The organism is Parapedobacter brassicae (assembly GCF_051400755.1).
GTDB lineage: Bacteria > Bacteroidota > Bacteroidia > Sphingobacteriales > Sphingobacteriaceae > Parapedobacter.
Genome location: NZ_JBLFFL010000001.1, coordinates 562,565 through 577,838, shown reverse-complemented (window position 1 = coordinate 577,838; position 15,274 = coordinate 562,565). Strand labels below are relative to the sequence as shown.

Here is a 15,274-nt window from a genome sequence, read left to right as displayed (position 1 = left end):
GTAAAATAAGGAGATAGGCTATGCAGACGTTAAATGCCAATTGGTTTATTGAAGGCCCCATCGATTTCGAACACAAACAATATCAGTTGCTGGCTTATTTGCAGCAGATCAACGTCCATTTTAACAAGAGGCGGCTTTATCCCAACCTCAACGATTTGATTTTCCATTACAATAACCTAAAAAAATTCAAGCAGGACAAAACCATGCTGGAATCCGGCTTTCCCGTGCGGCTGAGCAACCTGGATGTCGCGGCCGTGAAAGTCACGTATGAGAAGATCTTGAATGACGATGCCATGATGCAGGAAATCGAACAGATTATCGCCTATGCCGCAGGCAAGATCAAACCCGCCATTAAAGAGGGGCAGGAGATCCATGATTTTGTGACGCGCCACCTGGCCATTTCCGAAGTCGGTATGCGCCCGCTGTATCCCTTTCAGGGTTATCTTTTGCTGCGCAACGGCGATGAAAAAGGCGTACGCGTGTATGAGTATCAAGTGACCCTTTTTGAAAGTCACCAGGAGAAATATCGGGGTATCCACACCACGTATATCACCAAATATGAACGTCATTTTGTCTACAACACGCCCGAGGCGATCCGGAAGGATCTCATCCATACCCGCCGGGAATTGCCCAACCCCGCGGTTTATCAAGTAGAAAGTGACATCACCTTCCCGCTGGAAAACACGTTGCTGCCGCTGGCTAAGAAAACGCTGATCAGAGCCATCTCAGCGGTGAATTGACGGAGCGGAATTCAGAAGTATTTTGCTTAAATGAGCTCATCCGATGGGGTGATCGGGGGATTTTTGTTTGCAACTAAATCAATTATTATATACCTTAGCCCCGTTAATCACTTAGTTGTGCTTTATAAACAAACCAAAAGTTAAAGCAAGCTAATATTTATTCACCTGTTAAAACACACACAATTATGCCCAAGAACACAAAGCCATCGGCTGTTAGCTAAAATGATTTAGTATTCACATTTTATTATTGATTCGGCTCCAATATTGACTATCGCCGGTCATTGGGAGAGCGGTTTGAGTTGACGACTCCGACCCGCTTTGCCGAGGTACGCGTTTGACATTTTAGAAGCCGATTACCAAAGAACTGATTACGAGCTAAGGATTAATGACAAACCAAAGATGAGAACAATGAACCAGCATTTAACAAGAACAACAAGCGGCAAGATGCGGTTGGTGCTTCTGCCCTTGGCAGCGGCTTTGCTGACCGGTCCTGTAGGTGGCGGAGCGTATGCGAACCCCGTCCGTACCTTGTCAGAAGAAGCAGCGCAACAAACGATTACCGGGACGGTCACCAGCGCCGCAGACAACACCCCGCTGACGGGGGTTTCCGTGGCCGTAAAGGGAACATCACGCGGCGCGTCCACGGATGACAGCGGTCGATATGCCATTTCTGCGGCTGCGGGCGAAATTTTGGTATTCTCCTATATAGGATATGCAAGCGAAGAAATCGTGGTGGCGCAAAACGCGACGATTGATGTACAGCTAGAAGACGACACCGAAAGCCTGGAAGAGGTCGTGGTGGTCGGATACGGTACGCAGAAGCGGAAAGAGGTGACGTCTGCCGTTGCCACTGTCCGGGCCGAGGATTTTAACGCCGGAGGCGCACGTTCGCCGATGGACCTTATCCAGGGTAAAGTCGCGGGATTGAACATCACGCGGACGCAGGGGAATAATCCCAATTCCAGTGCAGCCATTCAGTTGCGGGGTGTTACATCGCTTACAGGCTCGCGGGCACCCCTGATCGTGATCGACGGGATTCCAGGTGGTAGCCTCGATCTGTTGCAGCAGGATGATATCGAATCCTTTGACGTATTGAAAGACGGATCCGCCGCGGCCATCTACGGCACACGGGGCAATGCGGGTGTTATTCTCATCACGACGAAGAAAGGCAAAGAAGGAGAGGCGCGTTTTGACTATTCCACGTATGTACAGCGTGAGATGGTAGACCGCAAACCGGATTTCCTCACGGCTTCGGATTTCCGGAACTTGATCGCAGAGGGGTTGATCAACAGTGATCAAGACTTTGGCGCTTCTACGGACCTGTATACCGAGCTGATCAATCAGGAAAATACCAGTCATTACCACAATTTCGCTGCTTCGGGAGGCTCCGCTAATACCAATTATCGGGCATCTCTTTTCTTCAATGATGCAAATGGCGTGGCCAAGCAAAGCAGCCGCGAGCAATGGGGGGGAAGAATCAACATCAATCAAAAGGGACTTCAGGATCGATTGACCTTGCAGGTGAACCTCGCTGCCAATTTCAATAAGTCGAATTTATTGGGCGGTGGTTTTAACAATTCGGACGACCCGAATGCGCGCATCACGAGCACGGGAGCTGATTTTGAACAGGCTGTACAGCGTAATCCGACGGCTCCGATATATAACGAAGATGGAACATTCTTGGAAACCCAGGCATATAACAATTACAATCCGATCTCGCGGTTGGCAAACCGCATTGCTGAACGTAATCAGCAAACTTTTTCGGGTGATGCACGGCTCAAGCTTGACATCGTGGAAGGCCTGTCTGCTTCCGTATTTGGCTCGTATGTTCGCGATAACTTCAACGATCGCTTTTATCGCTCTACGAATGATTGGGAGCAGCGGCCCGCCTCGGAGTGGCAGGGAATGGCGTATGCCGCCAAATGGAATGATTTGTCGTGGATACAAACCTTGGAATCCACATTAGACTACAACACCACGTTCGGCGAGGACCATACACTGACGGCGTTGTTGGGCTATAGCTATCAGTATGGTACGATTGAGCGGTTCAACGTGAACAATAGTGGCTTCACGACCGATGGGTTCTTGGATTGGAATTTGGGTTCGGGCAGCGCCATTAATAATACGGCTTTGCCCCGCCCCGGGATGAGTAGTTTCAAAGATGATAATACGTTGATCGCGTTTTTCGGTCGGGCTAACTATATCTACAAAGGGAAGTACATGGCACAGGTCATCCTCCGCCGAGAAGGATCCTCACGTTTTGGCGCCAATCACAAATGGGGCAACTTTCCCTCATTTTCCGTCGGATGGACCCTCAGCGAGGAGCCATTCCTGCAAGATGTGTCCCAAATCGATGAGTTGAAGCTGCGGGTAGGCTATGGGGTTACCGGAAACCAGGGTATTCCCAACTACCAGTCGTTGCTTACGCTGAGTACAGGGGGTGTTTATCCGCAGGGAGGTGTCTACTACCAAACGTATGGCCCGGCTCGTAATCCAAACCCAAACCTGCGGTGGGAGCAAAAAGCAGAATGGAACATTGGGGTAGATTTTGCGCTGTGGGATAGCCGGATCAGTGGAGCGATCGATGTGTATGATCGCGAGACCAAAGACCTGCTGTATAATTACAATGCACAGCAGCCAGCTTTTGTGCGCGACCTGATTTATACCAATGTCGGGTCAATTCGCAATTATGGTGTTGAATTGCAGGTTTCGGCCGTGGCGATTCGACGAGATGATTTCCGTTGGAATATCGACGTTACGGCAAACACGAATGCAAACGAGCTGACCAAATTGTCGGGTGATATCTTTCAAGCAAACTGGCTGGAATTCGGAGGTCTCCCATCTCCGGGCAACCTCGGCAATGCCATACGGTTAGAAGAAGGGGGTGCTGTAGGTAATTTCTACGGCAAACGCTTCGCAGGATTTACCGATGAAGGTCAATGGACGTTTTATCGGGCAGACGGCACTACTGGCTCGGCCAGCGAGATGAATGCGGATGACCTGACGGTCATTGGCAATGGCGTACCAAAGTATCATGCGTCGTTGAACAATACGTTCTCTTATAAAAACTTTGATCTAAGTATCTTCTTCAGGGGGAAGTTTGGATTCGACATCCTCAATACACAAGACTTGTATTTCGGCAATAAGCGGTGGCTACCCAACAATTTGCTGCGTAGCGCCATTACGACACATGATCAGCTGGATGACGATCCCCAATATTCAGACTATTACATTGAACGTGGAGATTTTGTGAAATTGGATAATGTGACATTGGGTTATAATTTTCAGCTGAATTCTTCTTACATCCGAAACATGCGGGTTTATGTAACCGGACGGAACATCGCGACCATCACAGGATACAGCGGTATCGACCCTGAGCTGCAGGATACCGGTTTTGAAACGGGTATTGATTCAAGAGGATTTTACCCACGCACGCAGTCGTGGGCCATAGGGCTAAATGTTGGATTCTAATACAAAACGAAAGATGAAAAGGACGTTAAAAAAATCAATATATATAGCGGCTACCGGTATATTGTTGAGTGGGATAAATGCCTGTACAAATCTCGACGAAAGCTTATATAGCGAGCTTAACAAGGACAGTTTTTATAATTCGAAGCTCGAGGTGATGCAGGCCGCTCTCCGGCCGTTTACGCACATGCAGGCATGGCTGGCGCCTACCGGACAGAATGGGTATTATTATCATGCTGAATTATCGGCAGACCAGGTGGCGTGGCCACAAAAAGGCAAACATGGATATGATGGCGGAGACCACTTCCGGCAGCATTATCATACCTGGACGGATAACGAAGGGCGCATGCGTTCCGGATGGGTGTTGATATGGTCGGGGGTTGGTTACATCAATTCGGCCATAGCAGACCTCAGTGAGGTCGATCATGCGGCGCTGGGCATTGCCGATGAGGAAATGGCGGCTATTTTGGCCGAATTGCATGTGCTGCGTGCGTTCCATTACATGAAGATCATGGAATTGTGGGGCAATGTGCCCATCGCTACCGAGGTTGCCGAAGAACCGCTTAATTTGCCAACGCAGCCAAAAGCGGCGGTATTCGAATTTGTAAAGACGGAACTGGAAACATATGTGCCTCAGCTGTTGCCCTACTCCACCGAGCTGGTGGGACGGGTATCGGCGACTGCTGGATACGCCATGCTGGCTGAACTATACCTCAATGCTGAATATTTCGTGGGTACGCCCATGTGGGACGAATGCATCGCGGCATGTGATAAGATCATCAGCGGTGACGCTGGGGGCATCGGCGGTGCACCGGCACTGGCGGGCGACCTCACGGAAACGTTTGGCAACACAAATAAGAATGCAAAAGAGGCCCTGTTCCAATTTGCATTCAGCCGTCAAGGTGGTTTTACCTTCGATTGGGGGGGATTCTTCATGGGGTATGACAACATGAAGGATGTCTTAAACATAGGATACGGCGGATGGAATGCCTTTGTGGTCATCCCCACAGCGTTTGATGCGTATGCGGATAATGATCTACGGAAGCAAGAGTGGTTTTTGTTTGGTCCCCAATATAAATATGGTACGAATGAGCAGATTCTCGGGACAGAGGAATGGAATGGGAAACCGTTTTCCTATGTCAATTCCATTCGCCGCGAAAGCGAGGGGGATGTCACCAGCGAAGGCAGCATGGCTGAAGGAGAAGAAAACAGCGGCGCGCGGTTCCACAAATACAAAAGTGGAACACTCGATGATGTAAATTATCAAGAGAACCACTATATTATCTACCGCCTTACGGAGATCTATTTCAACAAGGCAGAAGCGCTTATGCGCAAGAATGGCGGCACGGCTACACAGGAAGCGGTAGACCTGATCAACGCGTGCCGGGAACGGGCGTTTGCTCCCGAAGACTGGCCAGCGGCACGTTATACCACGGCAACATTGACCATGGATGAACTGTTAGCCGAACGTGGGCGTGAGTTTATCTTCGAGGGCAAACGGCGTACGGACATCATACGCTTCGGTCGGTTTACCAATGGCTCATGGTGGGATCACGAGCCGACCAACGATGCCACTCGGGAATTGTATCCGATACCACATACGCAGATCGCAATCAACCCGAATCTGGTGCAGAATCCAGGCTACTAGTATCATGAAATTGCCAGCAAGTTGTTACGCAACTGCTGGCAATTTTTTTCTATATTAGCCCCGTACAATAGGTAGTATTGTGCTAACCAACATACTAAGGATAAACAGGTATACGCTAAAACAATTTATTTAAATGAAACCTGCATGAGTTACCACTCAAAAAAAGAACTGAATAAAGAGCAGCTTATGCAAGCTTCATCGCTATTAAAACAATTATTAAATGAAACCTGCATAAATTGCCACAAACAAAAGGATATGAATAATTTATGCAAGCTTCATTGCCATTAAAAAAACAATTTATTCAAATGAAAAAGAGTAGTAAGTCAACAGCAAGTGCAACCCGTAGGGATTTCATCAAAACGGGTGCTGCTGCGGCAGCAGGTTTTATGGTCGTACCCCGGCATGTATTGGGTGGTCCAGGTTTTGTAGCGCCCAGTGACAAGCTGGTGGTTGCGGGTATCGGCGTGGGAGGCAAGGGAGAATCGGATATCAAGGCTTTCCACGATAGCGGAAAAGCGGACATCGCTTTCCTCTGCGATGTGGATGATCGCCGCGCGGCGGGATCGGTAAAGCGTTTCCCCAAGGCAAAATATTATAAGGATTTCCGCGAAATGCTCGATAAGGAGCATAAGCATATCGACGCGGTTTCGGTATCCGGACCGGATCATAACCACGCCATCCACGCGCTCCCGGCCATGCAGCTCGGCAAGCATGTGTATGTGCAGAAACCACTGACGCATGATGTGTTTGAAGCCAGAACATTGACGGCAGCTGCCAAGAAGTACAAGGTGGTCACCCAAATGGGCAACCAGGGCGCATCAGGCGATGGCGTACGCATCATGCGCGAATGGTTTGATGCCGGACTGATCGGTGATGTGCATACCATCTATACATGGACGGACAGGCCGGTATGGCCACAAGGGATCCAATGGCCGGCTCAGAAAACGGAGGTGCCGAAAGAGCTGGATTGGGATCTTTGGCTGGGTACTGCGCCTCAAAAAGATTATGTGGATAAACTGGTGCCGTTTAACTGGCGCGGTTGGTGGGACTATGGTACCGGTGCGCTGGGCGATATGGGCTGCCACATCATGGAAGCGCCATTCAGCATATTGGGCCTCCAATATGTAAAAGACGTGCAAGCCAGCGTGGGCTCGGTATATGTGGATGAATTCAAAAGGGGATATTTCCCCGAGAGCTGCCCGCCGTCAAGCTATGCGGTGATGACCTTCCCCAAATCAGCAAAGACAACGGGCGATGTAAAAATCCATTGGATGGATGGCGGTATACAGCCGCAACGCCCGGACGAACTCGGTCCCAATGAGGTATTCGGCGACGGCGGAAACGGTATTCTGTTTATCGGCACCAAAGGCAAGATGATGGCGGGTTGCTACGCAGAAAACCCCAGGTTGCTGCCTACGTCATTGACCGAACAGCATAAGTTGCCGGTTACATACGAACGGGTACCTAACGGTTCCGGTGGACACTATGCGCAATGGGTAGAAGCTTGTATTGCGGGATATGGCAATAAGCAGGTAAGTTCGCCTTTTGAGATCGCCGGACCACTAACGGAAGCGCTGCTGATGTCCAACTTGGCTATCCGCGGTTCGGACCTGCGAGTTGGCGACAAATATCCGGGCCGGAACTTGAAGCTGGTTTGGGATAATGAAAACATGAAAGTGACCAACTTCGACGAGGTCAACCAGTTCGTCAAGCGGCAATACCGCCAGGGCTGGGAATTGCCGACCGTATAGACGCAGGGAATCGCAACCATTAAACTGCTTTGAGAGGCAGGATATCCATGATATCCTGCCTCTTTTTGTTTTGGGTTCCCAAGAAATGACTGGTTTGGAATTTAATTGGAAATTATTTAGACTTATTATAAACAAGTATCTATATTTGTTGCCATAAAACGATGGCCGCACAGTTCGCACCTGTACGGCCACTCCACCGTTGGTGGATTACTTTTAATAACGTCACAAGCATTATAAAAGCTATGCAAGATATAAAAATTTTGCCTCCGCGGGTAATCTGTGCCCATGGTAAACACTATTCCATCTTTAATCCATCTTTTCATTTAACACTTCAATCATCATGAAAACAATTCATGCCCTTATTTTTTTAACTGTTGGCCTATTCATGGCCCATCGCGTGCAGGCACATGCATTATGGATCGAAACAAGTCCCTCGGGTAAATCCGGGAAAGCGCAGGAAGTGCGCATTTATTATGGCGAGCCGTCGGAGGGTGTTTTGGAGAACATCAACGACTGGTGGTCGGATGTCCGTGAATTTGACCTGATGCTCCACCTGCCTGATGGCAGCCATCAGCAATTGACCACGACCGCTAAGGATAACCATTTCGTGGCCACGTTTACTCCTGAAGCGGAGGGGGTGTATACGCTCCGTATTGTGCAGCCCGTAGCGGAAACGTTTGAAGGGCATAAGTATCAGTTCAACAGCGCGGCGCTGGTGCGGGTAGGCAAGGTGGAGGCGGCAGCGATCGGAGCCGAAGAGGAGCTGCGCGTATTCACCGGTGCGGTCGATACCAAAACGCTTGGCAAACCCGTTGAGGCGGTTGTCCGCTTGGATGGCAAGCCGCTAAAGGAGCTTGAGGTAACCGTATTTTCGCCGAATGGCTGGAGCAAAACCTTCCATACCGATGAAAATGGTGCGATCTCCTTTGTTCCCGATCGTAGAGGGCATTACCTCATAGAAGCCGCATACAGTACTGACGTGAAGGAAGCGGCGTATCAACACCTTCACCGGATCGCGACCTGGAGCTTATCCTTTAACTAGTATGACGAATGAAGAACATCAGACAAATTATCGTTGCTTTCATCGCTATCCTGGCTATATTAAATGTGCAGGCTCAGGAAAATGGACATGCCGTGATTACGGGCAGGGTGACCACCTCCAATGATTCACCTGCCGGGCATGTATCCGTTACGGTAGCAGGTACCCCATTCGGTACACAGACCGATGATGATGGGGCCTACCGGATCGAACTGACCCAAACGGGCACTATTACGGTGCAGGTCAGCGCCTTGGGTGTAGCCAAACAATCCAAGTCCGTGACCGTCAGCCCCGGCGGCACCCATACGCTGGATTTTGTGATCAACATCAGCAGCCAGCAATTGGAGGAAGTATTGATCAGCAAAAACCGAGGCAATTACAATATCCTCACCCCATCGCCTACGCTGCGCTTGGACGGTCCGCTGATCGAGATCCCGCAGAATATCCAGGTGGTATCCAATAAAACACTGTCGGACCAACAGGTGATCAGCATGGGCGACGGCCTCATCCGTAATGTGAGCGGCGCGGTGCGGCTGGAACATTGGGGAAATCTCTATACGAACATCAGCATGCGGGGGTCACAAATCCAGGCCTTCCGTAATGGCTTTAATGTGGTGTCCTCCTATTGGGGCCCGCTCACGGAAGACATGAGCTTCGTAGATCACATTGAGTTTGTAAAAGGTCCCGCAGGATTCATGCTGTCAAATGGCGACCCCTCGGGATCGTACAACGTCGTGACCAAGAAGCCTACGGGAGAAACCAAAGGAGAGGCCTCCCTGACAATAGGTGAATATGATCTGTACCGTGCAGCACTCGATTTGGACGGTAAACTGAATAAAAGCGGCAAATTGCTATATCGGTTCAATGCATCCGCGCAGACCAAAGGCTCGCACCGTGCCAATGAGTTTGACAACCGGTATGTGGTGGCGCCGGTGGTTTCCTACCAGGTGGATGACCAGACCAAGGTAACCGCCGAGTATACCCTGCAGTACGCCAACATGTCGGATGTGGGTTCATACTATGCTTTCGGTCCCACGCCGGATGGCTATGCCAGCCTGCCGCGGGATTTCTCGATGGTACCGGCGGGATTGGAACCTACCAATATCAAGGATCAGACGTTCTTGGTCAACCTGACCCATGACATCGACACCAACTGGAAGATTACTGCCCAAGGTTATTATCTCCTCTATGATCAGGTCGGCTCCTCCATGTGGCCGGCATCATCCATGACCGATGACGGCAAGATCATCCGCGGTGTCGGCATCTGGGACGCTTTCAGCGAAATGAGCCTGGGGCAGGTGTTTGCCAACGGAAAACTCACGACAGGCAAGGTGCAGCATCGCATCCTGGTGGGCATCGATGTGGGCAAAAAGAACTACCTGGCCGACTGGGGACAAAGCCATCCGCTGGATACGGCCAATGGCGGCGAATTTGATGTTCATAACCCCAATTTAGGCGTGCCGGTAAACGGTTATCCCGCATTCGACCGGACGACCAGCCTGGAAGCCCGTGCGGCCCTGGCTGGCGGTGCAATGACGCAGGAATACAAAGGCATTTATGTGCAGGACGAGCTTGGGTTCTTTGACAACCAGCTGCGATTGACGCTGGCGGGCCGCTACTCTTCGGTAAGCCAAAGTTCCTACGGGGCGGATCCGGATGAGGCTAGCCGGTTTACACCGCGTCTTGGCCTGAGCTGGAGCATCGACAAACATACCGCGCTCTATGCGCTGTATGACCAGGCTTTCGTACCCCAATCCGGCAGGATATACGGCGGAGGGAGGATAAAGCCCATCACGGGCAATAATCAGGAACTGGGTCTCAAACGCGATTGGGCGGACGGTGCGTGGAACACGACTATTTCGGTATACCGCATCCTGAAGGAGAATGAACTCACCACTGACCCGCTGCACAGTACGCCGAATGACAGCTACAGTATTGTATTGGGCCAAAAGGTCGCCAGAGGAATTGAGTTTGATGTTCACGGACAATTGGCCTCCGGCCTTGATCTGGTGGCCAACTATGCCTACACCAATGCTGAAGTGACCGAAGTGGCCGAAGGGGTGACGGATTATGAAGTGGGTGATGACCTGCTCGGATACTCCGCCAATACCGCCAATACCTGGCTCACCTACCGCATCCAACGCGGTGTGTTGAAAAATGTGGGCGCTGCTGCAGGCTTTACGTGGCTGTGGGATCGCAAAACGGATAGCTGGGATGTCAGTGATGTCAGGCTGCCGGCTTATTTTAAGCTGGATGCCGGGCTGTTCTGGGAAAATGACAAGCTTAGGATTACCGCAAACGCGTTCAATCTGTTGGATGAATACCTGTATTCGGGTTCGTACTATTCCTATAATACCGCCTACTATTGGCAATCGGAAACCCCGCGTAATATCAGGCTTTCGGTGGCATATAAGTTTTAGGCCGATGGTTTAATAAACAAAAAAGGGGGGGCGTTCTGAACAGTCGTGGTCAGAACGCCCCTTTCTTGTTAAACGCCGATGGAGGTATCCATGATAAAATCGTCATCCCGCAGGTGTACGATCTCGGTGGATTTTTCGTAGTTGGTGGATTTCTTGGAAAAGAAATCATGTTGTGTCGTTTCCACATTGAGGCCATTCAACACGATGGGATTTACCCGTTTGACCTCGAATGCCGGCTCGAATCCCAAGTTCATGAGGGCCTTATTGGCATTATAGCGGACATATTCTTTCACCTCTGCGGTAAGCCCTACGTCCGTATAGATCTCTTCGGTATATTTCAGTTCGTTTTCATACAGATCATGGAGCAATGCCAGCAACTTCTCCTTGGATTTTTCGGGATTAGGCAATTTCTTGTACACATCTTGTGCCAATAGGCCGACGAATACACCGTGTATCGACTCATCCGCCACGATTTTCTTGATGATGTCCGCACTGGCTACCATATGCCCCTGTCCGCATAGCCACAGGGGGATGAAGAAACCGCTATAGAACAAGAAAGATTCCAGCAACACCGAAGCACTCAGCCCCATGAATAGATCTTCTTTGCTGATGTCGGCTTCTGCCAGCTTGCGATAGTGCTTGTCGATCATCGACGCCTTGAACTGAAGGTATTTATTGTTTTGCACCCAATTGAAGATGTCTTCGATGTCTTGCGACGTCGCTACCGTCGTAAAAATGGTGGAGTAAGACTTGGCATGGATGGCTTCCATCATGCACATGTACGCCAACACCGATTTGTTTTGCAGCGACTCGACGTGGTCCATGATCTTGGGCATCCCCGTATGGCTTTGCAGCGTGTCCAGGAGCGTCAGCCCGCCCAGCGCCTTTTTATAGCATTCGCGCATTTCAGGAGACAGGGCTTTCCAGCTATCAATGTCTTTGGACGGGATGTATTCTGTATCGATCCAAAATTGTTTAATGTTCTGCTCCCAAAACATCAGGGCATAGTCATTTTCGGGGTCATTCCAGTTGACGGCTTTATATTGTTTCATACTCCGCTGAAGTTAATGGTAAGTTTATCTAAGTTTGATGTCAGACAAGAATACGAAGCTATTCTTGGTACCCAAGCGTGGCTTCGTATTCCTGTGCTAAATTTTCTTTTGTTTATTCAATCAATTGAACACGATGGCACTGGCGTATTCGCTATCCGTGGCATCGGTGTTCCATTTTTATGCCGAGCATGATACGCACTCATCGATGGTCGATTTGCGTGTGCGCGTGTAGTACAGCGATTTCAATCCCATTTTGTGGGCATAAATATAATACCGGGCCAGATCACGTGTGTTATCCCGGGAGTTGGTGTGCAGGATGGTAGAGATCCCCTGGTCTACGTGCCGTTGGATGACAGACACAAGCCGCAGCACCTTCATCTGATCCATGTCGTATGCCGACTTATAGTAGAAATAATTTTCATTGGTGAGGTAGGGCATGGGGTAATAGGTGGTGCTATCCCCGTATTCGCGCACTTCAATGGTATCCACGATGGGCATGACCGATGCGGTGGCATTCATGATGTAGGAGGTCGACTGATTGGGGGCTATTGCCATCCGATATGCATGGTAAACACCGTGTTCCTGCACCTGCTGCTTCAGCACGTTCCAATCTTCCTTGGTGGGGATACTGGTACCCGCAAATAGTTCGCTCACCTTGATGGTCGTCGGGAAGTAATCCTGGCTGACGTATTTGTCGAAATACGACCCATCGGCATAGGCAGACTTTTCAAAGCCTTGGAATGTCGTTTTGCGTTCGCGGGCGATTTCCATGGAAGCTTGCAGCGAGTAATAGTTGACCATCATGAAGAACACATTGGCAAAATCCAATGCCTCCTCGCTTTCATACATAATGAAGTTCTTGGCGAGGTATCCATGCAGGTTCATGGCACCCAAGCCTACGCTATGCAGCTCACGGTTCGCTTTTTGGATAGAAGGCACCATGGCGATGTCCGTCACGTCAGAGACCATGGTGAGCGCACGCATAGCGGTTTTCACCGATTGCTCAATGCGTTTATTGTCCATCACCGTGGCGACGTTGAGTGAGCCGAGGTTGCAGGAAATGCCGTATCGGATCGTGTCTTCCTGGCCGTAGATGTTGATATCAGAGACTTCGGAAACCTGCATGATCTCCGTACACAGGTTAGAAAACTTGACCTTGCCGATACCATTCAGTGCGTGCTGGCGGTTGGCATTTTCCTTGAAGAAGATGTACGGATAGCCGCTTTCTTTTTGCGTCTGGGCTATTTTGACCAACAGGTGGCGCGCATTGATCTTCCGTTTCTTTATTTTGGGATTGGTGATCAGCTCATCGTACATTTTATCCATATCCACCTCGTCAAGGTATTGGCCATACTCCTGCATGACCGTATGCGGGTGGATGAGGTAGCAAGGCTCGTCTTTGGCCGCCAGTTCCATGAATTTGTCGGGAATGATGACACCGATGGAGAGCGATTTGATGCGGACTTTCTCATCCACGTTGATTTTCTTACAGTCCAGGAATTCCTCGATATCCGAGTGGAAGATATTGAGGTATACGGCCCCGGCTCCCGGGCGCTGGCCAAGCTGGTTGGCGTAGGAGAAGGTGTCTTCGAGGATCTTCATAATGGGCAGCACGCCGCCGGCACGTCCTTCCACCCCTTTTATGGCTTCGCCGCGGGCCCTGATTTTGGAAATATTGAAGGACACCCCTCCACCGATCGATGATAGCTTCATCGCCGAATCCACGGCATAGCCGATACCATTGAGGTTGTCGCCGATCTCATCAAGGAAACACGATACCAGTTCGCCGGAGCGTTTTTTCCCAGCGTTGAGGAATGTCGGCGTGGCGGGCTGGTATTCCTGATTGATCAGCAGCTCGGCATATTCCAGTGCCCGATCTACGCCTTCGTGCCGGGCAAGGAATAAGGACACCGCAGCGACACGGTCTTCATAGCGTTCGAGGAATTTTTCGCCGGAATCATCACGCAGCGCATAGCTTTGGAAAAACTTAAACGCACTCATGAACGAGGGAAAACGGAACTTTTTGGCGGATATGAACTGGTACACCTGCTCGATCTCTTCAAACGTAAACCATTCGTAGAAGTTGATGTAATAGTTATTTTCGACGAGGTAGTCTATCTTTTCTTTCAGCGTATAAAAGAAAACCGTGTTTTTATTGACGTACTCCAAAAAGTAAGCGCGTACCGCTTCCTTGTCCTTATGCAGGCTGAACTCATCATCATGTTTGATCATGATTTCGTTATTGAGCAAAATCCAGCTCTTTGCTACCTCGTTTGTTACCATAATGTGTCCTTGCTTTAGTAATAATAGCGATAAATTCGTTAATGTCCTCGTTGGTTCCCGACAGCTCAAATTTCAGCGCCAGCGGTATCCCGTATTCGGTTGCAATCTTATCTCCGGCCATGGCGAAATTTCTTCCCCAGTTGCGGTTTCCGCTTGAGGATACCGAAAGCAGGTAGGTGTGCGCCTGCTGAAGGAAGCGCTTCGTGGTGTCCGGCACTTCGCCAAACCGCGTGGTAAACGTCACCAAGTGCCCCTCATGTGCCACCTCCATATCCGGTTGGATGGGAATGGTGGTCCACCCCGTCAATTCGGACACCTTTCGCATAAACCGCTCCACATTGCCCGTCTTGCTGTCGTAATATATCCACTCCATTTTGCAAACCTTTTAGATGGTAAACCCCCACATTTGCGAGGGGGTTTTCATGTATGTAACCCAAGTGATGGGTGTTTCTGCCGATCGGTGCCGGTTACTGGATGGTCAAAGCCAACAATTCCTCAGGCTTAAAACCGATAATTCGTTGGGTTTCTTGGTCCTGGTTCAACACAATAACGGTAGGCACCGTACGTACCTTATATTGGATGGCCAATTCCGGTTTATCAAACGGATTTACTTTTTCGTAGCTGATGCCCTTGCGGTCGAGAAATTCAGACACTTGATTGCAAGGAGCACAATCGTTTTTTTCAAATTTAATAATCCGTGTCATAGCGATAAGATTTTAATGTTTTAAACATTGTCCGGATGCAGCACATCCTCAGGCAGACCCTCATCATCCGTGCAATCAATGGTAGTTTTTAGCCTTGAACAAATATCCGCTATTTACGTGCAGGTAGGAAGTAATTGTTATCAACAGATGTTGAATTATTCACAATGTG

General features: G+C 49.8%; 10 protein-coding genes. 6 read left to right on the top strand and 4 right to left on the bottom strand.

Translation table 11 applies throughout. From position 1 onward, the window contains the following. Positions 1–20: 20 nt before the first annotated feature. The 6 genes from ACMGDE_RS02320 to ACMGDE_RS02295 all read left to right on the top strand — a co-directional run bounded on the left by ACMGDE_RS02320 (position 21) and on the right by ACMGDE_RS02295 (position 11,066). Positions 21–740, top strand: coding sequence for a hypothetical protein (locus ACMGDE_RS02320; RefSeq protein ID WP_436831142.1), 720 nt, complete (start codon positions 21–23; stop codon positions 738–740). A 408-nt stretch (positions 741–1,148) separates the two neighbouring features. Next, positions 1,149–4,211: a SusC/RagA family TonB-linked outer membrane protein gene (locus ACMGDE_RS02315; RefSeq protein WP_436831141.1), complete on the top strand. Its 3,063-nt coding sequence runs from the start codon at positions 1,149–1,151 to the stop codon at positions 4,209–4,211. 13 nt (positions 4,212–4,224) lie between these two features. Then, positions 4,225–5,856 carry a RagB/SusD family nutrient uptake outer membrane protein gene (locus ACMGDE_RS02310; RefSeq protein WP_436831140.1) on the top strand — a complete coding sequence of 544 codons (1,632 nt, stop codon included), beginning with the start codon at positions 4,225–4,227 and terminating at the stop codon, positions 5,854–5,856. Positions 5,857–6,161: 305 nt separating this feature from the next. After that, positions 6,162–7,607 carry a Gfo/Idh/MocA family protein gene (locus ACMGDE_RS02305; protein ID WP_436831139.1) on the top strand — a complete coding sequence of 482 codons (1,446 nt, stop codon included), beginning with the start codon at positions 6,162–6,164 and terminating at the stop codon, positions 7,605–7,607. Between the two features lie 340 nt (positions 7,608–7,947). Beyond that, entirely contained in the window at positions 7,948–8,649 is a 702-nt protein-coding gene (locus tag ACMGDE_RS02300) for a DUF4198 domain-containing protein (RefSeq protein WP_436831138.1), read from the top strand. Between the two features lie 8 nt (positions 8,650–8,657). Further along, positions 8,658–11,066: a TonB-dependent siderophore receptor gene (locus ACMGDE_RS02295; protein WP_436831137.1), complete on the top strand. Its 2,409-nt coding sequence runs from the start codon at positions 8,658–8,660 to the stop codon at positions 11,064–11,066. Between the two features lie 68 nt (positions 11,067–11,134). On the opposite strand, the gene nrdF is transcribed toward ACMGDE_RS02295, so the two are convergent. The 4 genes from nrdF to ACMGDE_RS02275 all read right to left on the bottom strand — a co-directional run bounded on the left by nrdF (position 11,135) and on the right by ACMGDE_RS02275 (position 15,105). Then, positions 11,135–12,118, bottom strand: a complete 984-nt coding sequence (nrdF, locus tag ACMGDE_RS02290) for a class 1b ribonucleoside-diphosphate reductase subunit beta (protein ID WP_436831136.1) — start codon at positions 12,116–12,118, stop codon at positions 11,135–11,137. Between the two features lie 177 nt (positions 12,119–12,295). Continuing rightward, a complete protein-coding gene (gene nrdE, locus ACMGDE_RS02285) occupies positions 12,296–14,401 on the bottom strand; it encodes a class 1b ribonucleoside-diphosphate reductase subunit alpha (protein ID WP_436831135.1) in 2,106 nt (701 codons plus the stop codon). After that, positions 14,358–14,774 carry a class Ib ribonucleoside-diphosphate reductase assembly flavoprotein NrdI gene (nrdI, locus tag ACMGDE_RS02280; RefSeq protein WP_436831134.1) on the bottom strand — a complete coding sequence of 139 codons (417 nt, stop codon included), beginning with the start codon at positions 14,772–14,774 and terminating at the stop codon, positions 14,358–14,360. The genes nrdE and nrdI overlap by 44 nt, the downstream gene beginning before the upstream one ends. Before the next feature lie 94 nt (positions 14,775–14,868). After that, positions 14,869–15,105, bottom strand: coding sequence for a glutaredoxin family protein (locus ACMGDE_RS02275; RefSeq protein ID WP_436831133.1), 237 nt, complete (start codon positions 15,103–15,105; stop codon positions 14,869–14,871). Positions 15,106–15,274: the final 169 nt, after the last annotated feature.

Coding starts and splice junctions, on each gene's coding strand:
- nrdF (WP_436831136.1), bottom strand. CDS start 12,118: ATGAAACAATATAAAGCCGTCAACTGGAATGACCCCGAAAATGACTAT.
- ACMGDE_RS02300 (WP_436831138.1), top strand. CDS start 7,948: ATGAAAACAATTCATGCCCTTATTTTTTTAACTGTTGGCCTATTCATG.
- ACMGDE_RS02315 (WP_436831141.1), top strand. CDS start 1,149: ATGAACCAGCATTTAACAAGAACAACAAGCGGCAAGATGCGGTTGGTG.
- ACMGDE_RS02275 (WP_436831133.1), bottom strand. CDS start 15,105: ATGACACGGATTATTAAATTTGAAAAAAACGATTGTGCTCCTTGCAAT.
- nrdI (WP_436831134.1), bottom strand. CDS start 14,774: ATGGAGTGGATATATTACGACAGCAAGACGGGCAATGTGGAGCGGTTT.
- nrdE (WP_436831135.1), bottom strand. CDS start 14,401: ATGGTAACAAACGAGGTAGCAAAGAGCTGGATTTTGCTCAATAACGAA.
- ACMGDE_RS02305 (WP_436831139.1), top strand. CDS start 6,162: ATGAAAAAGAGTAGTAAGTCAACAGCAAGTGCAACCCGTAGGGATTTC.
- ACMGDE_RS02310 (WP_436831140.1), top strand. CDS start 4,225: ATGAAAAGGACGTTAAAAAAATCAATATATATAGCGGCTACCGGTATA.
- ACMGDE_RS02320 (WP_436831142.1), top strand. CDS start 21: ATGCAGACGTTAAATGCCAATTGGTTTATTGAAGGCCCCATCGATTTC.
- ACMGDE_RS02295 (WP_436831137.1), top strand. CDS start 8,658: ATGAAGAACATCAGACAAATTATCGTTGCTTTCATCGCTATCCTGGCT.